Annotated in this window: 16 protein-coding genes; 8 read left to right on the top strand and 8 right to left on the bottom strand. The window is 37.6% G+C overall.

Annotated elements, in window-relative coordinates; genetic code table 11:
* Window positions 1-3 precede the first annotated feature (3 nt).
* Window positions 4-846, bottom strand: a complete 843-nt coding sequence (gene accD / locus IEV57_RS10385; RefSeq protein ID WP_188442449.1) for an acetyl-CoA carboxylase, carboxyltransferase subunit beta — start codon at window positions 844-846, stop codon at window positions 4-6.
* A gap of 267 nt (window positions 847-1,113) precedes the next feature.
* Here accD and IEV57_RS10380 point away from each other — a divergent pair, with 267 nt between their 5' ends.
* Window positions 1,114-2,739: a carbon starvation CstA family protein gene (locus IEV57_RS10380; protein WP_188442447.1), complete on the top strand. Its 1,626-nt coding sequence runs from the start codon at window positions 1,114-1,116 to the stop codon at window positions 2,737-2,739.
* A 20-nt stretch (window positions 2,740-2,759) separates the two neighbouring features.
* On the opposite strand, the gene IEV57_RS10375 is transcribed toward IEV57_RS10380, so the two are convergent.
* From IEV57_RS10375 to rimP, 5 genes are all read right to left on the bottom strand, one after another.
* A complete protein-coding gene (locus tag IEV57_RS10375) occupies window positions 2,760-3,836 on the bottom strand; it encodes a transporter (protein WP_229744376.1) in 1,077 nt (358 codons plus the stop codon).
* Window positions 3,837-4,206: 370 nt separating this feature from the next.
* Complete coding sequence (locus IEV57_RS10370) at window positions 4,207-4,746, bottom strand: hypothetical protein (RefSeq protein WP_188442444.1); 540 nt, start codon at window positions 4,744-4,746, stop codon at window positions 4,207-4,209.
* A 302-nt stretch (window positions 4,747-5,048) separates the two neighbouring features.
* Window positions 5,049-8,027, bottom strand: a complete 2,979-nt coding sequence (gene infB, locus IEV57_RS10365; protein ID WP_188442442.1) for a translation initiation factor IF-2 — start codon at window positions 8,025-8,027, stop codon at window positions 5,049-5,051.
* A gap of 67 nt (window positions 8,028-8,094) precedes the next feature.
* Window positions 8,095-9,342, bottom strand: a complete 1,248-nt coding sequence (gene nusA, locus IEV57_RS10360) for a transcription termination factor NusA (protein WP_188442441.1) — start codon at window positions 9,340-9,342, stop codon at window positions 8,095-8,097.
* 5 nt (window positions 9,343-9,347) lie between these two features.
* A complete protein-coding gene (gene rimP, locus IEV57_RS10355; RefSeq protein ID WP_188442439.1) occupies window positions 9,348-9,818 on the bottom strand; it encodes a ribosome maturation factor RimP in 471 nt (156 codons plus the stop codon).
* A gap of 417 nt (window positions 9,819-10,235) precedes the next feature.
* Between rimP and IEV57_RS10350 the strand changes: the two genes are divergently transcribed.
* Genes IEV57_RS10350 through rodA form a run of 5 tightly spaced genes read left to right on the top strand, consistent with a single transcriptional unit; the run spans window position 10,236 to window position 15,693 of the window.
* Window positions 10,236-11,264 carry a rod shape-determining protein gene (locus tag IEV57_RS10350; RefSeq protein WP_014771234.1) on the top strand — a complete coding sequence of 343 codons (1,029 nt, stop codon included), beginning with the start codon at window positions 10,236-10,238 and terminating at the stop codon, window positions 11,262-11,264.
* Window positions 11,265-11,270: 6 nt separating this feature from the next.
* A complete protein-coding gene (gene mreC, locus IEV57_RS10345; protein ID WP_188442437.1) occupies window positions 11,271-12,110 on the top strand; it encodes a rod shape-determining protein MreC in 840 nt (279 codons plus the stop codon).
* A complete protein-coding gene (locus IEV57_RS10340; RefSeq protein WP_188442435.1) occupies window positions 12,097-12,618 on the top strand; it encodes a rod shape-determining protein MreD in 522 nt (173 codons plus the stop codon). Before mreC ends, IEV57_RS10340 begins: the two co-directional genes overlap by 14 nt.
* Window positions 12,618-14,417 (top strand): penicillin-binding protein 2, encoded by a 1,800-nt coding sequence (mrdA, locus tag IEV57_RS10335; protein ID WP_188442433.1) that lies wholly within the window; start codon window positions 12,618-12,620, stop codon window positions 14,415-14,417. The genes IEV57_RS10340 and mrdA overlap by 1 nt, the downstream gene beginning before the upstream one ends.
* Before the next feature lies 1 nt (window position 14,418).
* A complete protein-coding gene (gene rodA / locus IEV57_RS10330) occupies window positions 14,419-15,693 on the top strand; it encodes a rod shape-determining protein RodA (protein WP_188442431.1) in 1,275 nt (424 codons plus the stop codon).
* Between the two features lie 221 nt (window positions 15,694-15,914).
* Here the strand turns inward: rodA and IEV57_RS10325 are convergent, their stop codons facing one another.
* Window positions 15,915-18,644, bottom strand: coding sequence for a M14 family metallopeptidase (locus IEV57_RS10325; protein WP_188442429.1), 2,730 nt, complete (start codon window positions 18,642-18,644; stop codon window positions 15,915-15,917).
* A gap of 245 nt (window positions 18,645-18,889) precedes the next feature.
* Window positions 18,890-19,996, bottom strand: coding sequence for a DUF8457 domain-containing protein (locus IEV57_RS10320; RefSeq protein WP_188442427.1), 1,107 nt, complete (start codon window positions 19,994-19,996; stop codon window positions 18,890-18,892).
* Window positions 19,997-20,032: 36 nt separating this feature from the next.
* Between IEV57_RS10320 and IEV57_RS10315 the strand changes: the two genes are divergently transcribed.
* Both IEV57_RS10315 and IEV57_RS10310 read left to right on the top strand, forming a co-directional pair.
* The gene (locus IEV57_RS10315) at window positions 20,033-20,356 is read left to right on the top strand and encodes a 2Fe-2S iron-sulfur cluster-binding protein (RefSeq protein ID WP_188442425.1); all 324 of its coding nucleotides are present in this window, start codon (window positions 20,033-20,035) and stop codon (window positions 20,354-20,356) included.
* A 519-nt stretch (window positions 20,357-20,875) separates the two neighbouring features.
* A complete protein-coding gene (locus IEV57_RS10310; RefSeq protein WP_188442423.1) occupies window positions 20,876-21,460 on the top strand; it encodes a thymidine kinase in 585 nt (194 codons plus the stop codon).
* Window positions 21,461-21,469: the final 9 nt, after the last annotated feature.

Below are 21,469 nucleotides of genomic sequence, written 5' to 3'. Positions count from 1 at the left end.
TGATTAATTGTTCAGTAAGTTTAGCAAAGTTGTCAATCTGTTCTTCAACTGCCTTCTATCGATGATAAAATCTAAGAATCCATGTTCCAAAACAAATTCTGAGCTTTGAAAACCTTTTGGAAGATCTTTACCAATCGTCTCTCTAATGACCCTTGGACCTGCAAAACCTATCAAAGCTCCAGGTTCTGCAATGTTGAAATCACCCAACATCGCATAAGAAGCGGTAACTCCTCCAGTTGTCGGATCTGTCAACATTGATATATAAGGAATTCCAGCTTTATCCAAAAGTGCTAATTTCGCAGAAGTCTTGGCCATTTGCATTAAACTGAAACCTGCTTCCATCATTCTAGCGCCACCTGACTTGGATATCATCAAAAATGGGATTTTCTCTTTCAATGAATAATCTATCGCTCTTGCAATTTTTTCACCTACCACAGATCCCATCGACCCTCCAATAAAATTGAAATCCATACATGAAACGACCAAGTCCAAGCCATTCATTTTTCCAACCGCTGTCCTTACGGCATCATTCAGCTCTGTTTTGGCGATTGTTGCTTCTATTCTTGAAGAGTAAGGTTTGGTATCAACAAATTTCAAAGGATCTCCCGATGTCATATTCGCATCGATCTCCTTGAATTTATTTCCATCAAATAATATTTCAAAATATTCTTTTGACCCAATCTTTACATGATAATCATCATCGGGACAAACGTAAGAATTATGCTTTAATTCACGTGTATGAATAATATTACCTTTGGGTGTTTTAAACCACAGGCCATCAGGAGCATCTTTCTTTTCCTCTGTTGAGGTCTTTATTCCTTTATCTGTTCTTTTAAACCAAGCCATAATTTATCCTTGTTAAGCCCCGAATATTTATTTCAGGGATTACAAATTTATAGCTTATATCCATTAAATAAAATTAACCTCTTAAGTTCCTCAAAGTCAATTCATCTAAATCCCTATATACCAATATTTTGAGCTAAACATTAAATCAAAAGCAACATTTAAAAAAATCTATTAATTAGACAAAATCACCCTTGATCTAAGTTGATATTTGTATTCTGCTGAATAAGCATGATATTCAAGTCTCAAAACCTAAACTTGTCTATTAGCATGAATCTAATCACTTTATTGAGTCTATCTGCTCTTATATTGATTGCTGCATATTTTATTTATGGAAAATATGTATTCAAAAAATTCAAACTAGACAATAAAAATATCACCCCTTCACATCAATATTCTGATGGAATTGACTATATCCCAAGTAAACCAATAGTTGTATTAGGACATCATTTCGCGTCCATTGCAGGTGCTGGGCCGATAGTAGGCCCCATTATCGCACTCACCTTTGGTTGGATTCCTGCTGTGATTTGGATTCTAATTGGCGGGATATTTTTTGGTGCGGTTCATGATTTAGGGAGTATGGCTGCTTCTTTAAAAAACCAAGGGAAATCAATTGGAGTAATTATCCAAAACAACATTGGCTACAGAGGTAAGCAACTTTTCATCCTTTTTAGCTTTTCTACTTTGATCCTTATCATTGGTGTTTTTGCAGATATTATTGCTAAAACTTTTGTCAGTAATCCTGGAGTGGCATCAGCATCTCTGCTTTTTATCATCTTGGCTGTATTATTTGGGTTTGTAAGTAAGGCTGTTGGAGATAAAAAACTGGCTTTTATTCTCATTTCAGTTATTGGAATCGTCTTAATGTATTATTTTGTGTATCTCGGAATGCAATTTCCAATTGTCCTAGATTATCAAACTTGGATTTACATTTTATTAGCTTATGCATTTATTGCTTCGGTTACTCCCATGTCTATGCTTCTTCAGCCAAGGGATTATTTAAATAGTTTTTTACTTTATGGATTAATCATCGCAGCAGTTATTGGTGTTTTTATCGCCAACCCTACGATTGTAATGGATAATGACATTCATTTTACTTCTGAGAATTTAGGATATATCTTCCCTGTTTTATTTGTAACTATCGCCTGCGGTGCAATCAGTGGGTTTCATTCTTTGGTCGCTTCAGGAACTACCTCAAAGCAAATAGACAAAGAAAGCGATGCGAAAATTGTAGGATTTGGAGGCATGTTGATTGAATCATTTCTAGCAATTATTGCTGTTGCAGCGGTAGTTGTCCTATCAAGAGCGGAGTATCTAGAGAAAATAGACACTTTAGGTCCCGTGCCTTTATTTGCCAATGGCTTGGGAAATATTATCTCTAGCTTAGGGATATCAGAAGGGTTTGGGATTGGATTCGTTGCATTGACAGTATCCGCATTTGCATTGACAACTTTGGATACTTGTACACGATTGGCTCGATTTACCTTTCAGGAATATTTCGAAGATGTGAAAAATCCTATCGGTGTGAAGCTTGCAAAAAATCGCTACCTGTCAACAAGTATTGTCATTGTACTTTCGGTGCTTCTATTGACATCTGGAGGTTTCAGTGTCTTATGGCCCATCTTCGGATCCGCAAACCAACTTTTGGCAGCATTGGCATTATTGGCAATCTCCGTTTATCTCATCAGACAAAAGACCAATGCTACCTTTGTCTTGATTCCGATGTTCTTTATGTTCACAGTTACTTTAACTTCCTTGGCATTATTTGCTTGGAAGAATTTCCAAAATCAAGGATACATTCTAACAGGAATCGCAGTGATTCTATTTATTTTATCATTGGCTTTGATTCTTTTGGCAGGGAAAAGTTTGAGAAAGGAGACTAGCCTTAAAAGCTAATCTCCTTTTGATATGTATAATTATTCAATATTATTAAATACACTTTTTACTTTCTTCGGTATCCTCCAAGCCAAATTTACATTGATTAGATAATCTGCAAAGGCAGCATCTCCATGCCTACGATTATCTGGTGTGGAATCAGCAATATCTGTGAGGCTCCTAGTTCGATTCCTGATCAATGCCACTGGAACAGTTAAAGTCGTGGTAAAATTACCCAACATGTAACTAATCCCTGGTTCAATAGAAACAATATATCCAGGTCTACGAAACCCATCACTTTCTCCAATCAAGTCTCTTATTGGAATTCCTTCAGCTCTTCCTCCCAATGAAATTCCCAGTCCATGAAGCCTAGGAATTGGTTTAAAAAGACCTGCTCTGAAAGCAAACTGATCAGGAACACTCATGATTGATTCAGATGCTCTGCTCCTATTTGTCATAGTCCCATTGGTATTTCTTGGATTGAACATATAGAATCCATCATAGTATAAAAAGAAATTAGAGCGCAAATTCCAAATCCCCTGCGCATCTAATATTAGTCCCAATCCACCATCTCCTAACTGAATAGATTGATCAACAGGTCTTACTTCTGAAGTACCATTTGGACCTACATTATAAAAAGTACTTTGGGCATTGTAATCGCCCGTTGGGATTTTGATTCCTAAACCTATTGCTGTATTTCCTTTCTTCGCTTTTTCTGAAGGTAGCAACCAATAGCCAGCCCCAATTCGCATATCTGCCAATCCTTTAGAATAAGTCATGTGGCGTGAATTTCTTCCATGTTCATATAAAGAACTCCTTTCATTATATGCAAAAGGCAATGAAACTACAGCATAAGCTCTCTCCGAAATGGCATAACTTACATTTAAATCCACTCCATGCGACCAGTTAATCACTTCGGTATTGTCTGCAACTCGATTTGGGTGCTCTTCTGTACCACTGAAGTGTCGGAATGACTTAAAATAGCGATAATTTGAGCTAATATTCCATTCTCCTTTTTCAAGGATATTTCCTTGTCCAACTGCGTTTCCGATACCCGTAAATTGCCTAATCGCCACGCAGCCTTGGGCAAGGATTTCAATTTGTACAAAAAATGGCACAATTATACCAAGGAATATGGGTAATAATCTTTTTATATTAATTATTAAGTTAAAATTTGAGTTTGTTTTTTTAAAAATCAGTTCATTCAAAAAATGGCTAAGTCCCCCACCAAAACTGAAGCTTTGGTGGGGTATATTAGTTTTTTGCCCAGCCAATAAATTACATGACACCTGTGATAAACAAGATAATCGCATGCACCTTCGGAAAGTGGACAATTCATTGCTTTTTGAATAATCAACAGAAACACAGCATGAAGAGAAAATCATCTATGTACAACAAACCCCTTTGAAAACATAGAATCCTCTCCACAAAAGCTGAATTTTAATGTGTGATTATCTAAAGAAAATAGCCAATGATGAATGGTTTAAATCAAACCAATTCTGGAGGAGGAGTATTATTACTGAGGAATAATTCATTATAAGGTGAAAAAATAAACCCTATGTAGTTCTTCTCTTGATTCATGAAAGGTGCAAACACAAAGTCTTGATTGGGCTTGGTGTAATCCTTTATGAATATTTTTGAAAGTAAAGAATTGCTATTTTCTGTGGGAATTTCATCTGACACTAACGAAGTGATCCACTTTTTCACAACATTATTAAGCTTGCTCTTTGCTGTATCAGGAACATAGACAATTTGTAAGGTATCATTTGAATACTTCTGCTTTACAGCCCGGTAATTTTTCCCGTCTTTTTCAAATGTAGTATTTGTAACCTGAAAATCGGACTGATCTGCCATGTATGGAACAGAAATAGGGATCTCCATAATCTCCTCAGTAGACTCTTCAGTTTCGAATATCTTATCAGTCCAATATGATTCTAATCTAAAATTGAGAGAATAATAAAATCCATAGTACCCAAAATGGTACAAAGCAAACACGCTTAGAAGTAATATGGAGATAACTTTTCTCAATCTTAGGGAATTTTAAAATCAAAAATAATTAAAATTACCCAAAAGCCACCATATCAAAAGATATTATTCAAAAATATTAGGAGCACAAAAATAAGTAGTGCCAAACCATATATTTTCAATACTTTCAATCTATTGAAACGATCTAAAAACCAAAGGGCTAAAACAGGTTTATATAATCCCAAAATCAATGAAATGACACTGAAAACAACGAGGATTTGAAGAAAAATATGGATAGCCTCTCTCATAGGAAATAAAAAAAGGAACAACCTTGCGGAAGTTCCTTTTAATGATTTATAAATTGATTATTTCTTGCGCTTGATCTCTTGCATGGTGTAACCCTCAATCGTATCATCAACAAGGATATCGTTGAATTTCTTAATTGAAATACCACATTCGTAGCCTGCTTTCACTTCAGACACATCGTCTTTGAATCTCTTCAACTGATCGATTTCACCATCGTGAACTACAATACCATCACGGATAACTCTGATCTTATTCTTACGGGTAATGAAACCATCTGTAACATAAGAACCTGCAACAGTACCAATTTTAGAGATTTTGAATATTTCTCTCACTTGGATATTACCAGTGATGATTTCTTCAAATTCTGGCTCAAGCATTCCTTCGATTGCATCTTTGATTTGGTTAATCGCATCATAGATGATAGAGTAATGTCTGATTTCGATCTCTTCTTGTTCTGCGATCTTCTTCGCATTTGGAGAAGGTCTTACTTGGAAACCAATGATGATTGCATCAGAAGCTGAGGCCAACAATACATCGGATTCAGAGATCTGACCCACACCTTTGTGAATGATATTTACAGAAACTTCGTCTTTAGACAATTTCAATAAGGAATCTGACAATGCTTCGACTGATCCATCCACATCACCTTTGATGATGATATTCAATTCCTTAAAGCTACCGATAGCCAATCTACGTCCGATTTCATCCAATGTGATGTGTTTCTTGGTACGCATACTTTGCTCTCTTTGGATCTGCTCTCTAGAATTGGCAATTTCTCTCGCCTCTCTTTCAGAATCGTAAACTTTGAAAGTATCACCTGCTTGAGGTGCGCCGCCAAGCCCAAGTACCTGCACTGGTGTAGATGGTGCTGCTTCTTTCAGCTTTTTACCTTTGTGATCAAACATGGCTTTTACTTTACCATAATGTTGACCTGCTAGCATCACATCACCTACTCTAAGTGTACCTGCCTGCACCATCACTGTAGTCACATATCCTCTACCTTTGTCTAGAGATGCTTCAACTACAGTTCCGACAGCATTTTTATTAGGGTTGGCAGTAAGTTCAAGAACTTCAGCCTCTAGAAGTACTTTTTCAAGCAATTCTTCTATACCCGTACCTACTTTTGCTGAGATATCTTGAGATTGGTATTTACCACCCCATTCTTCTACTAGTAGATTCATATTTGCCAATTGCTCTTTAATCTTATTCGGATTAGCATTTGGCTTATCAATTTTATTGATCGCAAAGATCATTGGTACGCCAGCTACTTGAGCGTGATTGATAGCTTCTTTTGTTTGCGGCATGATGTCATCATCCGCAGCTACAACTATGATTGCAACATCCGTAATTTTCGCACCACGTGCACGCATGGCAGTAAATGCCTCGTGACCTGGTGTATCTAGGAATGCGATTTTTTCTCCAGTGTTGGTCATCACATCATACGCACCAATGTGCTGGGTAATTCCACCCGCCTCATCATCAGTAACTTTCGCTCTTCTGATATAATCAAGAAGGGAAGTCTTACCATGATCTACGTGTCCCATGATTGTGACGATCGGAGCTCTTGTAACAAGATCTTCTGGATTATCAATTTCTTCTACGAAATTCTCTTCCTCATCAGATTTAGTGAATTCAACTTCATAATCAAACTCGTCAGCAATAATAGTAATTGCTTCCGCATCTAGTCTTTGATTGATCGAAACGAACATTCCCAAAGACATGCAAGTTGAAATTACCTGATTAACTGAAACGTCCATCAAGGAAGCCAAGTCATTGGCTGAGATAAACTCAGTTACTTTTAAAACTTTGCTTTCTTCGATTCCATCTTCAGTATCTCTACTTCTTTCGGCTTTCTTATCTCTTCTATTCTTCCCTTTACCTCCACCAGCTTTACCACCTTGAAGTCTAGCAAGTGTTTGCTTAATTTGATCTTGGATTTCTTTCTGAGTAGGTTCAGCTTTCTGAACACGTCCTCCAGCATGACCTCCTTGAGCGGGTCTTCCTCCTCCTTGTCCTGGTCTTCCCTGCGGACTTCTTCTCTCTCTACTATTTGGACCTCCTCCAGCACGATGTCCTCCTTGCGGTTGTCCAGGTGTGGCAGGTCTTGCTCCTCCAGCGGCAGCTCCGCCCTTTGCAGCGTCACCTCCAGGTGTATTTTTATCTATTCTCTTACGAACTCGTTTCTTTTTGTCCTTATTTCTCTCGTCAGAAGATGCAACTGGCTTACCTTTTTTCTTAGGCTTGTCAGTTGGTAATTCTATCTTACCCAAAACGGTCAATCCCTTCAAAGAATCAGCTTTCGCAGCAATAACTTGTTGTGGTACCACTTCAGGTTTAGCTGGAACGACAACAGGTTTTGGTTCCTGCTGTTTTGGTGCTTGCTCTTTAGGAGTTGGCTTGTTAGAAGTAATTGGAGCAGGTTTTTGTGTTTTAGCGTTGTCATTTTGCTGAGGCTTCACAGCCTGAGTGCTCTTTTCTTCCTTTTTGAACTCTTTTCTTGGAGCCTCTTCTTTTTTAGGTTGAGGCTTTACTTCTTCCTTAGGCTTTTCGATTGCCTTCTCTACTTTTTTAGGAGCAGGAGTCGGTTCGGCTTTTGGAGAAAGGTCTATTTTTCCTAACACTTTTATGCCAGGTAATTTAGGCGCTTCAGGCGTAACCTTTGGTTCCTCTACTTTTTCTTTTTCAGGAGCAGCAGGAGTTGGCTCAGGCTTTGGTGCTGGAGCGGGCTCTTTTGCTTCTACTTTTTTCTCCTCCTTGACAGGCACAGGCTTAGACTCTTCTCGAGCATCTGAATCTGCTTCTATAGTAAATGTCTCATGATGACGTTTACCTATAGAAAGGTGGGATGCCTCTTCCTTCTCTTGAGCGGAGGACTTAAATTCCTTGGCCAGCACACTGTATTGATCCATGCTGATCTTAGAATTGGGGTTGTTTTCGACTTCAAAGCCCTTTTTAGCCATAGATTCCACAATCGTAGCTATTCCTACGTTGAGTTTTCTGGCGACTTGGCCAAGTCTCATCATTTTTTCTTCTGACATACGCTAAAAACCTCTTTCTAATTCTTTGGCAAATATAAGACCTATATTTGGGTAAATTGGTCTTTATTTATTGTTCAAATTCTTGTTTTAATATTCTGAAGATCTCGTCAATGGTCTCTTCTTCAAGCTCAGTTCTTCTCAACAAGTCTTCTTTCGTTAAAGAAAGTACACTTTTCGCTGTATCTAATCCTGTCTTTTTCAATTCATCAATTACCCAATCTTCGATTTCATCTCCAAACTCATCCAAGACTACATCTTCTTCATCCTCGATTTCATTCAATTCTCTGAATACATCGATTTCATATCCAACCAAACGGCTTGCTAGTCGGATATTAAATCCTCCTTTTCCGATTGCCATAGATACTTGATCAGGCTTCATATAAACCGAAATCCTTTTCTTTTCGTGATCTGGCTGAATTGATATAACTTTTGCTGGACTAAGAGCACGAGAGACATACAAATCTAAATTCTCTGTATAATTGATCACATCGATATTCTCGTTTTGCAATTCCCTCACGACAGCATGAATTCTACTTCCCTTCATCCCCACACATGCTCCTACTGGATCAATTCTGTCATCATAAGATTCAACTGCTACTTTAGCTCTCTCACCTGGCTCTCTTACAATCTTTTTGATTGTGATCAAACCATCAAATACCTCAGGAACTTCATTTTCAAACAGTCTTTCTAGGAATATTGGAGAAGTTCTAGAAAGAATAATTCTTGGATTACCGTTGACCATTTCTACTTTATGGACAATAGCTCTGGCAGAATCTCCTTTTCTAAATCTATCTTTTGGAATCTGCTCTCCTTTTGGAAGGATGAGCTCATTGCCATCACCGTCCATCAAAAGCACTTCTCTACCAAGTATTTGATATACTTCTGCAGAAATGATCTCTCCTACTAATTCTTCGTATTGATTGAAAAGTAAATCTTTTTCAAGATCCTTAATTTTCTGAATCAGTGTCTGACGAGCCATCATAACAGCTCTACGGCCAAAGTCTTCTAGCTCTATCTTCTCGTAGACTTCTTCTCCAACTTCAAAATCCGGTTCGATTTTCCTCGCGTCTGTAACACTGATTTTATCAAAATCCCAAATATCTTCAGAGTTGTCGTCTACGATTTCCCTAATTCTCAATATTTCAAGATCACCTTTATCTGCATTTATCGTCACATCGAAATTTTCGTCTGTTTCGTATTTCTTGCGAATCATCGCTCTAAACACATCTTCGAGAATGCGGATCATTGTTGGACGATCTACATTTTTTGATCTTGCAAATTCTGCAAATGATTCTATAAGAACTTTAGCATCCATTTTTTTTACTTAAAAGAGACTAGTACAATTGATTTCTTTATTTCTTCTAAGGTGAACTCAACCTCCTCTTCGGTGGCTTTCTTTCCCTTTTCTTTTTTCACTACCTTCAACTTGATATCCGAAGGACCTACTGATAGAAGTTCTCCCTCAATTTCCTTTCCATCTGTCAAGGTTACTTTGAGTTTTCTACCGACATTTTTTAAATATTGTCTTTTAGAATTGAGCGGATAATCTACTCCAGGAGATGAAACCTCCAAAACATAGGCATCAGCAAGCAATTCTTTTGCTTCGATTTCTTCTCCAACTTGTCTGCTAATAAAAGCACAGGTATCAATTTTTATACCATGATCTGCATCAATGAGGATTTTGAGCTGTGGTTTACTTACATTTTCAATCAGCTGAATTTCGACGATGAAGTGTTCTTCATCTGGCAAATGCTTCTCTACTATTTCTTCTATTGTGTTTCTTAAACTCATATTACAATTTACCATAATGAAAGAGGGGACTGTCGTCCCCTCCTAATATTCGGCTAATACGGCACAAATTTAATAAAATTATTTCTAATTAAAAAAGAGTCTCTACATACAGAATAATATAAAGTAACTGAAATCAAACAACCTACCTTTGTCAAAGGCAAATTTCCATAGCATAATGAGGAGTTGGTATATCAATTGCTCCAAGAGCATCAACTCACTGTTAGCATACCTATTAGATAGGTAAAAAAACGGTGATCAGCACCTACTTTAAGCGAAATGAAACAATGTTTCAAAAAAAAAAGACATTATGATAAGAAATTGCAATTAAGATAATAATTTTGCCTTCCCGCGTTTCATGTTATGCATCTATAATGCTAACTTTAACAAATTCACATAAAAATTCAACCAACAGACATAATGGGATTATTCGATTTTTTCTCCAGTGATATTGCTATCGATCTAGGTACTGCAAATACGCTTATCATTCACAAGGACAAAATCGTGGTAGATGAACCTTCTATCATTGCGATAGACAGGACGACCAATAGGGTTTTAGCTGTTGGAAAAGACGCGATGAACATGCATGAAAAGACGCATGAAAACATCAAAACTATCCGACCTCTGAAAGATGGTGTGATTGCTGACTTTTACGCTGCAGAGCAGATGATCCGAGGGTTGATCAAAATGATTCCTGGTCATAAAAAAGGTATGTTCCCTCAATCTCACAGAATGGTAATTTGTATCCCTTCTGGAATCACCGAGGTTGAAAAAAGAGCAGTACGTGACTCCGCTGAGCATGCAGGCGCCAAAGAAGTTTACATGATCTATGAACCTATTGCAGCAGCGATAGGTATTGGAATTGATATTGAAAAGCCAATGGGCTCCATGATAGTTGACATTGGAGGTGGTACGACAGAAATTGCCTTGATTGCGCTTTCAGGAATAGTTGCTGATCAGTCTATCAGAGTAGCTGGTGATACCTTTACAAAGGACATCTTAGATTACATGAGAAGACAACACAACCTTCTCATAGGGGAAAGATCAGCGGAGAAAGTGAAGATCGCGATCGGATCTGCCTTGACTGAATTAGATGATGCTCCTGAAGATTATGAAATCAGAGGAAGAGATTTGATGACAGGTATCCCAAAGGTTATCAAAGTTTCTTACTCAGAGATTGCTTTTGCCTTAGACAAATCAGTATCTAAAATTGAAGAGGCTGTTTTGAAGGCCTTGGAAATTGCCCCACCAGAATTGTCAGCTGATATTTATGACAATGGTATTCACCTTACTGGTGGTGGTGCTTTGCTCAAAGGTCTAGACAAAAGACTTCACCAAAAGACAAAATTACCTATTCATATCGCTGAAGATCCACTAAGAGCTGTTGTAAGAGGAACTGGAACCGCCTTGAAAAATATTTCCAATTTCAGAACCGTTTTGATGAGTTAATGAAGAATGCAGCGCATCTTACTATTTCTATACAGTTTAAGAGCATTTCTTTTATTCATTTTATTAGAGGTTATCGCTATTTGGCTTATCGTATCTTATAATACTCAACAAGGTTCGGTTTTCTTTAATAGCTCTAATCAATTGAGTGGTAAAATATTAGGCACTAAAAATAATGTCTCAGAATATTTTTCTTTAAGAGAAGTCAATACACGTTTAGTAGACACTAACGCTGAGCTTTTGGCAGAATTAGAAATGTATAGAAAACCTGCTGACAGTGTGTTTATCGAATTAGACAGCACATTGATGGCGAGTTTTGAATTCAAAGGTGCGAAAGTAATCAACAATTCCATCAGGCTTAGCCAAAATCATCTCACGTTAAATAAAGGAGCTAACCAAGGAATCAAACCTGGAATGGGTGTTTTCAATGGTCAAGGTGTCGTGGGACGGGTTAAGGGCGTTTCAGATAATTTTGCAACAGTCATTTCTCTTTTACATACAGAACTTCTAGTCTCCTCAAAAATAGAATCTACTGAGGTTTTCGGGTCTATCAAATGGGACGGAGCAAGTCCCAAAAACGCAAAACTGCTCTATGTCCCAAGGCACGTCAAAGTACAAGTTGGAGATAAGATTGTAACCTCGGGATATAATGCTGTATTTCCCGAAGGCATAGCAATCGGAAAAATACTTGAGGTTAATCAAGGAACGGACACCAATTATCTTGACATCACAGTCGAGCTCTCAACCGACTTTACAAGAGTTTCCTATGTTTATTTGGTAGAAAACACAATAGAAGCAGAGTTAGATTCTTTATACATTAATTCCGAGCTGATCAATGAACGCCAATAAAATCTTTCTTTTAGTTGGTGGATTTATTATCTACCTCTTGGTGCAAATTTTAGTACTCAAAAACCTAGTGCTTTTTGGTGCTGCTTTTTGCTTTTTGTACATCCTCTATTTGCTTTTACTTCCTATCGAAACGAAAACTATCCCAACGTTATTGATCGCATTTGTAATGGGGTTAGCTGTGGATCTTTTTTATGATACCTTAGGAATTCATACGGCAAGTTTACTGACAATTGCATTTATAAGAAGACCTTGGATCAAAATTTTAACACCAACAGGAGGCTATGATGAGGATCTGCAGCCTTCTCTTTTGAATATGGGGTTTGGCTGGTTTACCACCTACAGTTTACCCCTCTTGATCATTTTCAACAGCTTCTTTTTTTTTATTGAAAGTATGGGTACTGATTTATTTGTTCCTGTCGTTCAAAAAATTATAGCGAGTGCTATTTTTGTATTTGTAATGAGTATTATTGTTCAACTGTTATTCTACAGAAGAAGGAGAGGATTATAATGAACGAACAAAGACCGATTACCATCATTGTTGTGATTATACTGATTGGAATCGTATTGTTGACCAAACTATTTATGATTCAAGTGGCGGACGACAGCTTTTTGAAAAGAGCTGAACGTAATGCTGTGCAGAGACTTGTAGATCATCCTTATAGAGGTCTTGTTTACGACCGGACAGGTAAAATTATGGTTTACAACAACCCTATTTTTGACTTGATGGTCATTCCGAAAGAGTTTAATGTAAAAGATACCACAAGGTTTTGTGAGATTTTCAACATCGAGAAAGAAGAACTAATCGAAAAATATACAGCTGCAAGAAAATATTCTTCTGTCAAACCATCGATTCTTATCCCACAGGTGTCCACTACTGAATTTGCTAAAATTCAAGATTATTTGATTGATTATCCTGGTCTGTTTGTAACTACGCGTGCAGTCAGATCTTATCCCCAAGCAAGCGCTGCAAATACCCTCGGTTATATTGGTGAAATTAGCGGAAGGCAACTTGAAAGAGATACTACGAACTATTATCGACAAGGAGATTTTGTAGGCTTGAGCGGTTTGGAAGGATTTTATGAAAAAGAACTCCGTGGAGTAAAAGGCGTAAAGTATAAAATGGTCAATGTCCGAGGCATTGATAAAGGATCTTTTAAAGACGGAGATTATGACACTGCTTCCGTAGCAGGAAGAAATCTTACCTCCACCATCGATCTCGAGCTTCAGCAATATGGGGAAAAACTGATGGCAGGCAAGGTCGGTTCCGTAGTAGCGATAGAACCCAAAACAGGAGAGATATTAGCGATGATTTCTGCCCCAACCTACGATCCAAACTTACTGGCTGGGTCAAAGTTTGGTTCCAATTTTGGGGTATTAAATAAGGATGAGACAAAGCCACTCTTCAATAGGCCAATCATGGCCATGTACCCTCCAGGGTCAATTTTCAAAATTGTCCAGTCTTTAATAGGACTTCAGATGGGGGTTTTGACGCCTAATACAACATATGCATGCAACAGGTCCCTTGTGGCTTGCCATAACCATCCTTCTCCAGTAAATCTATTTGGAGCGATCAGGAATTCATGCAATCCATATTACCATCAAGCATATCGCGCGATGATTAATAGAGAAGTGTCGAGTAATACTTTTAAAGATACCGAAATCGGCTTAGACTTATGGAGAGACAAAGTGCTTCAGTTTGGTTTGGGTGGATCTTTGGGTATTGATATGTCTGGTGAAAGTAAAGGTAGCATTCCTTCAAGCAGCTATTATGATAGAATCTATGGGTCGGGTAGATGGAAATATTCTACGATTTACTCTCTTTCTATTGGTCAAGGAGAGATGATGGTTACCCCGCTTCAAATGGCTAACCTCGCAGCCATTTTTGCCAATAAAGGTTATTATTATACCCCACATTTAATCAAGGCAATCGATGGGGACAATACAAAAATTAACAAGGACTACAGGACAAGGCGAGAAGTGGGCGTCGATGCACATCATTTTGATTTGATTCAAGATGCTATGGCAGAAGCAATTTATGGAACCGCAGCGAGAGCGGCTATGCCGGATATCACCTTAGCGGGAAAAACTGGAACGGCCCAAAACCCTCAAGGTGAAGATCACTCAGTTTTTATCGCTTTTGCACCTAAAGAAGATCCTAAAATCGCCATTGCTGTGTATGTAGAAAATGCAGGCTGGGGTGGACGCGCAGCAGCAAGTACAGCAAGTTTGATGATAGAAAAATACATCAAAAGAGAGGTCGCTAGATTAGATCTAGAAGATTATGTCTTAATAGGTAAATTCATGTAATTTGAGACAAGACGACTTATACATTAATAAAATTGACTGGATTTCCATACTAATCTATGCTGCGCTAGTCATCATAGGTTGGTTCAATATCTATGCGGCAGTTTTTGATGAACAAAATGCCAAAAGTATTTTTGATTTGTCTATTAACTCAGGCCAGCAACTTTTAAGAATTTGTGCAGGAGTAATATTCATTCTTTTAATTATGGTAGCAGATTATCGCTTGTATGATAATCTTTCTATGATACTATATGTTTTTTTTATGATCCTATTGATAGCTACTCCTTTTATTGGAAAGGAAGTAAATGGTCAGATACTAACAGTTGGTATTGGCTCTGTCCGAATCCAACCTTCTGAATTTGCCAAATTTGCGACTGCATTGGCATTGGCAAAGTTTATGGAGCGTCCTAGTTTTGACCTCAGTCAAATGAAATACCAGCTTCAGGCACTAACAATCATCATGATCCCTGTTATCTTGATTATGCTACAACCTGATACTGGTACGGCGATGGTATATTTTGCTTTTTTCATTATGCTTTACAGGGAAGGAATGCCTCAGCGCTATTATGTTCTAGCTTTAACTTTTATCGCTATTTCTCTTTTGGCTTTGGGGATAGAAAATAACCTTTATTTAGTTTTTGGCATCTCCGCTATCGTTTTACTCTTGATTTTTTTAGGTAAGAAGAAAATATCAAGAATCATTTCCTTCGCAGTTATTGGTGTATTATTGATCGGCTATGTATATAGCTTAGATTATGCGGTGTCTAAACTCCCGCAACACCAGCAAAATAGGATTATGGTACTTTTCAACCCAGATTTAGATCCATTAGGAGTAGGCTGGAACGTGACACAATCAAAAATTGCCATTGGTTCTGGTGGTTTTGTAGGGAAAGGCTATTTGGAAGGTACACAAACCAAATTTGACTTTGTTCCCGAACAACATACGGATTTTATCTTTTGCACACTTGGTGAAGAATTTGGCTGGTTGGGAAGTTTGGTTGTGATTACACTCTTCTGTACTTTGCTCATCAGACTCGTATTTCTTGCTGAAAGACAAAAAACAAGGTTTTCGAGAGTATACGGATACTGCGTGATTTCTATATTATTTTTCCATTTTATGGTCAATATTGCAATGACTATTGGCCTTTTTCCAGTAATTGGGATTCCACTTCCTTTCTTTAGTTATGGAGGTTCCTCACTATGGGCTTTTACAATTCTCCTTTTCATTTTTATCAAACTTGACTCTCATAGAATTCAAATGCTAGGCAGAATGAATTAAAGTAATTATCCATTGAAATCCCTAAAGTTGATTAAATATTTGAATTGTAGCGGGTAATGGATGATAGTTATCAGTGCTTCAAATAAAGTTGAATATTTCGGATGCTAAAAAAATGAGTAAAAAGTAACATTTAAGAAATGTTATCCTTAGTTCTTTTACAATAAAAAAGCCTTCCAATCTGAATTTTGATTGGAAGGCTTTTGATTTAAAACTAAACTTGATTACTGATAAAGATTATTGAATAACATCTTGAAAGTTCCGTGAGATTGTGCTCTATAGGTGATTTCTGGTGTGTAAACTACCAATTCACCTTTCCCAATCGGAGCTACAAAACCTGTAATTCCATCTTCCAAATAAGCTTCTCCCCAAGCCCAGCCACTTCTCAATGGTGTCTGTGAGTCAAACCAACTCAAAGCTTGAATTCCTTGAAGTTTGGCTTCTGGCTTAAATTTAAATACAGGGTTGTTATTGAATAAGACAAAAGAATTCTCATCCATCCCCCAATTTTGAGTTGCCTGCGTATTGATTTTTGTTTGCAAAACACTGCCCGGCACGTAATATTTCTCTCCTGGCAATGACCTTTCTGAACCATCTCTCTGGATTTCAACCAAGGCATTTCTTACAGGCAAATCAAGATGATATGCCAAAATAGATGCTGAACCTACAGCTACTACTTTTCCTCCATTTTCGATGAAAGTTTTCAGTTGTGGGATTGATTTATCTGTACTAATCCCACCAATCATATGATGATATTCTGCTGGGATATCTTCTTCTTTAGGTCCTCTTGAACCACCTGTGCTTCCTACATTAGGGATTCCACCACTGATAAATAGAATCGCATCATATTTTGAGTTTAGATTTCCTTGATCTATTTCTTTCGCAAAGATCAATTCAAATTCAAAATTATACTGCTCTAAAATCCATCTCACCCAACCACTTGGCATAGACCCTCCATAATTGTCATATAATGCTACTCTTGAAGGTTTGATTGGCTTCAAATCACTCGGTTGAGATTTAGCAGATTTGATTTCTACCCCAAAACTCTTTCCATAATCAGCAAGAACTTTATATCCATTGGCAGGAATATAAAATGATCCCGTAGGCATCCCTTCAACAGCCTTAGTTGTACGAGAAACCTTCACTCCTTTCTTCAAGAGTTCATTTGCGATAGCAAAGGCATCATTATGAACACTGCTAATCAAAAATCCATTTCTTGACTCTGTCAAAGTACTTTCTATCGGAGATTCCAAAACGCCATAAGTCAATGTTTCGAAAGGGCCATCGAATCCTTCAAGAATTCTGTCAAACTCAATACCCATCTGGAAAGCCAATGTCCATCCTGCCGCATCATAAGGACGAATTGGAGGTCCTCCAGGGTATTGGAAGTCATTAGGATAATCCTGCGGCTCAAACATATCAATGATATGTGGCCTAAATGCCTGATCTGTTTTTACTACATAAGAGCCCTTAGGATAGGTTTTTCCTTGAACTTGGAATTGATTATTGGCTTTCTCTATTCTGATACCAGTTTTGATCAAAGCATTGATAAACTTAACTGCTGTTGGAAAGTCCTTTTGATCTGAAGGAATGATAAATCCTCTAGGATCACGTTTTTCAGGTGCTTGGTAAATGCTATCATAAAAAACAGCTGGAATTCCCCAACGTGATCCACCTTGACCATTGGTTCTTGATTCTGCATAGGCAGTTTTTATCGCCTCTACCTTTTTCGGAAATGGCGTCCAATAATCCTGACTTCCACGTTGCACGGAGCCTTTAGCCATGCTATACATGTTATATAACAGATGATCGCTATTTCTAGCCGCATAATCCAAAACCGCATAATTCAAGGATACTGAATAGTCTATGGATTGCTGGTATCTCCAAGTTTCTTGAGGAGTAACGGGGAATGGCGTATTTGCATTTGGCACCAATCTATCTGGAACCAATGGAATAGATTCAGGATTTGGACCACCCACGATTTCCGTTAGAATTCCTATGATATTGTGGTAATGGGTTGTTGTTCTCAAACCTCCATTATACCAAGTAGAAAAAGAAGAACCATTCATTCTGGTAAATCCAGGCTTACTTTCAGCATTCAGCCTATTGTACATCGCCGCTCCAACAGCATCAATTCCTGTGACCATCATCGGGTCAAATACATAATTGAATGGATCTCTGTAGGGAGGTCCGGCCAAAACAGACCCTGCAGGTCCTCTTTGGTGGTGATTGTACATCACTTGAGGAATCCATTCTACAAAAAGCTGATGCCCCATATTCACAGATTCCTTCATATTCTGAATATAAAAATCTCTGTTATTATCATGCCCAATATATTTTTGATATAAAACGGGCAGCCCTGAAAGACTTCTCTTCTCTGGCTCAGGGTTTCTCATGTACCAATTGCCGATCTTTTCGTGTCCATCGGGATTGGCATGAACAAACAGAATGACTACATTTTCGAGTATTCTTTGATTTTCTTTATCATTTCGAGAGAGTACATTATATATCGTCTCTGTCAATTGATGCGTCCCTACAGTTTCAGTGGAGTGTAACCCGCCATCAATCCAAACGACTGCTTTCCCTTGATCTGCCAAAGCTCTTGCATCTGCTTCAGTCATGTTTTCAGCACGAGCCATTTTCACAGAGATCTCTTTGAATCTATCCAAATTCTTGTGATTCTCTGGCGATGTAACGATCATCATCCATTGATCTCTACCTTCTTCTGTTTTTCCAATAGAGACTAATTTTGCTCTATCAGAAATCTCTGCTACTTTTTTAAAGTAAGCTTCTGTTTGGGTGTAATTGGAGACGTGGTAATCTTTTCCCATCCCAAATCCAAAATGCTCTTCAGGAGTTGGTATTCGCTGTCCAAAAACAGCCTGTACAGATAGGATCAAAAAGCCGAGTAGAAGAAGTCCTAAGCGACTTACTGTGGGTGTTCGTTTTATCATAATTATTTGTTTGAGTAAAAAACAGGAATCTCTTTGCGTCAAGGATCGATAGATTTAGATGCTGCAAGAGGATTTAAACCAAAAAGTAGTCAATAGAATACAGCAAACAAAGTCGAGTATTAGAAATGGTAGATAATATGGATAAATAGAAAATAGAGTAGTTGAGAAAAAATAATCTCCCTAAAATTAAAAAATCTCCACCAAATAGTTCTTTGATGGAGATTTAAAAATGAATAAAAGGAGTGCTATCCTTTTTGATCAAATTTCCGGAAAATCAATTGAAGAAATTCCTCTACAGGTTCAGAATTTTTATCCCAATTCAATTCTGCCACATACCTTTCATTGACGAAAGAAATCGCCTCCATAAAGCTATCACATTGATCGATGGACTTTAGGGCATGCTTCATCAGGTCAGGGTTTCCGTCAAAGAGTTCTTTGGTAAACATAAATCTTTGATTGATACCAATACTTTCTGAAAGCTCACCAATAGTCCCTTTCATCACACTGTATTGCTCTGACTCGAATTTTGCCCATGCTTGTAAAGGATCTATTGCTTGGGAGGAATCTGCGGTTTTGTAGACTTTTGAAGTGACCTCTACTTTTTCTACCGCCACAATCTCTTCTTCCTTGGTTGCGACTTCTTCCTTGATTTGTACTTCTTGTTCCTCAACAATGTCCGACTGCTCTTCAGGTACAGTTTCTGGCTCGGAAACTTTCGGAAGATCAGATACCACCTCAAACAGAATATCGAAGTCCAAATAAAGCGTTTCTTTCAACTCAGAAAGTAATTCTTCTGCTGATTTCAATTTGTCTTTTTGCTGATCGAAATTCTGAATCAAAGCAGCCAAATACGCATCTTTTGTTTGGCTAATTCCAGCACGATCGATCAAGTTTTCAATTAAACTTGTATGCCATTTGTAATACTTTTTATTCTCTTTCAAAAAATCATTGACACTTCCTGCGGCAGGTTTCTCAAACTCATTTTTGAAAAAAGAAAGTGGCTCCAGAGCGAGAAGGATAGAAAATGCGACTGCTTCACCTAATAAAGGCTCAAAATTTTCTCTATCAATCTTGATTGATCTTGAAAGCACGTTCATGAATTCATTCAGTGCTCGATGAACGTTGTTATCTCTGTAGTCGAAATAGGGATTACTTTTTAGTTTTTCTAACTCAGCATGCCAAGCTTCAAACAAAGACTTGATCACAAAGAAATTAACCTGCTTGGAAGGTGTTAGACCAAGAATTTCTGTACCTGTCATATACTTTTTAGAGGAAAAGTATTGATCGCAAACTTTCTTAGAGAACTCAATTGCATAGTTTTCTAAATATTTGCTATTAATTTTGACACTCATAATTCGGTAATTTTAATATTAAGTGGAGCAGAAATCATGCTGAAAATTATAATTGAGAATCTAAATAACAAAGAAATTATTTCTCAAGAAAGTAAGCGTAAAGTTATTGAGTTAATTCACGAAAACTTCATCGATTGGATGCACGCTTGTGGTAAAAAAGGAAGATGTACCTCCTGCAAAATGATCATCACGGAAGGAATAAAAAACTTAAGCCCTCTTACAGATAGAGAGGAATTTTTTAGAGAAAAAGAAAGATTAAAATTGAATGAAAGATTAACTTGCCAAGCTGAATTGATGTCAGGCACACTAAAAATCAAGGTCGCAGAAGCAAATAAATTTCCACACATGGATTATAGTTGAAAGACAATGGCTATGCGGATGTAAGGTTGGAAGGTTTTAAAGTTGAAAAGTTGGGGAGTAGTGAGATTGGGAGAACTTTTCTGAAAGAGCGGATTGTAAAATTATAAGATTAAAAAATTGGAAGATTGGTCTTGCTAAGTGGATGTAAGGTTGGAAGGTTTTAAAGTTGAAACGTTAGGAAGTAGTGACATTAGAAGAACTCTTCCGATAAAGCGGATTGTAAAATTATAAGATTAAAAAATTGGAAGATTGGTCTTGCTATGCGGATGTAAGGTTGGAAGGTTTTAAAGTTGAAAAGTTGGGGAGTAGCGAGATTGGAAGAACTTGTCCGCCAGAGCGGATTGTAAAATTATAAGATTAAAAAATTGTAAGATTGGTCTTGCTAAGCGGATGCAAAGTTGGAAGGTTTAAAAAGTGAAACGTTGGGGTGTAGTGAGATAGGTGCTTAAATCTTGAATCTTGTGTCTTATGTCTTACTTCTTGTGTCTCACGTCTCAAGTCTTATTTTAAAAAGAAAAAATGTTTATAGAGCCATTTATAAGTATAAAAAATAAAAAAGATAAAAAAGGTCACATTGAGGTGATCTGTGGATCGATGTTTTCCGGGAAGACCGAAGAGTTAATCCGCCGATTGAATCGTGCCTTGATTGCGAAGCAAAAAGTTGAGATTTTTAAGCCATCTATTGACAAGAGATATCATGACCTTGATGTGGTCTCGCACAATGAAAACGCCATCCGATCAACACCAGTTAATTTTGCCGAAGACATCCTTCTCCTAGCAGGAGATTGTGATGTGGTGGGAATCGATGAAGTGCAGTTTTTTGACAATCATATTGTGCACATCGCCAATGTTTTGGCAAATGGTGGAAAAAGAGTGATTCTCGCAGGCTTGGATATGGATTTTGAAGGAAAGGCATTCGAGCCCATGCCGCAACTCCTAGCCATAGCAGAATATGTCACAAAAGTTCATGCAATCTGTATGAACTGTGGGGATTTGGCATCCTACTCCTACAGACTCACAGACACCAAAGACAAAGTTCTTCTAGGAGAAAAAGACAGTTACGAGGCGAGATGTAGGAAATGCTTTTATGAAGGAAAAAGTTAACCACACTTC

It is taken from the genome of Belliella aquatica (assembly GCF_014637795.1).
GTDB classification, from domain to species: domain Bacteria; phylum Bacteroidota; class Bacteroidia; order Cytophagales; family Cyclobacteriaceae; genus Belliella; species Belliella aquatica.
Note: the sequence above shows the minus strand (reverse complement) of the source record. Positions and strands in the feature narration are given on the sequence as shown.

What these genes read in the sequence shown, in the direction of transcription:
- accD (WP_188442449.1), bottom strand. Translation starts at nt 846, where the DNA reads ATGGCTTGGTTTAAAAGAACAGATAAAGGAATAAAGACCTCAACAGAG.
- IEV57_RS10380 (WP_188442447.1), top strand. Translation starts at nt 1,114, where the DNA reads ATGAATCTAATCACTTTATTGAGTCTATCTGCTCTTATATTGATTGCT.
- infB (WP_188442442.1), bottom strand. Translation starts at nt 8,027, where the DNA reads ATGTCAGAAGAAAAAATGATGAGACTTGGCCAAGTCGCCAGAAAACTC.
- nusA (WP_188442441.1), bottom strand. Translation starts at nt 9,342, where the DNA reads ATGGATGCTAAAGTTCTTATAGAATCATTTGCAGAATTTGCAAGATCA.
- rimP (WP_188442439.1), bottom strand. Translation starts at nt 9,818, where the DNA reads ATGAGTTTAAGAAACACAATAGAAGAAATAGTAGAGAAGCATTTGCCA.
- IEV57_RS10350 (WP_014771234.1), top strand. Translation starts at nt 10,236, where the DNA reads ATGGGATTATTCGATTTTTTCTCCAGTGATATTGCTATCGATCTAGGT.
- mreC (WP_188442437.1), top strand. Translation starts at nt 11,271, where the DNA reads ATGCAGCGCATCTTACTATTTCTATACAGTTTAAGAGCATTTCTTTTA.
- IEV57_RS10340 (WP_188442435.1), top strand. Translation starts at nt 12,097, where the DNA reads ATGAACGCCAATAAAATCTTTCTTTTAGTTGGTGGATTTATTATCTAC.
- mrdA (WP_188442433.1), top strand. Translation starts at nt 12,618, where the DNA reads ATGAACGAACAAAGACCGATTACCATCATTGTTGTGATTATACTGATT.
- IEV57_RS10325 (WP_188442429.1), bottom strand. Translation starts at nt 18,644, where the DNA reads ATGATAAAACGAACACCCACAGTAAGTCGCTTAGGACTTCTTCTACTC.
- IEV57_RS10320 (WP_188442427.1), bottom strand. Translation starts at nt 19,996, where the DNA reads ATGAGTGTCAAAATTAATAGCAAATATTTAGAAAACTATGCAATTGAG.
- IEV57_RS10315 (WP_188442425.1), top strand. Translation starts at nt 20,033, where the DNA reads ATGCTGAAAATTATAATTGAGAATCTAAATAACAAAGAAATTATTTCT.
- IEV57_RS10310 (WP_188442423.1), top strand. Translation starts at nt 20,876, where the DNA reads ATGTTTATAGAGCCATTTATAAGTATAAAAAATAAAAAAGATAAAAAA.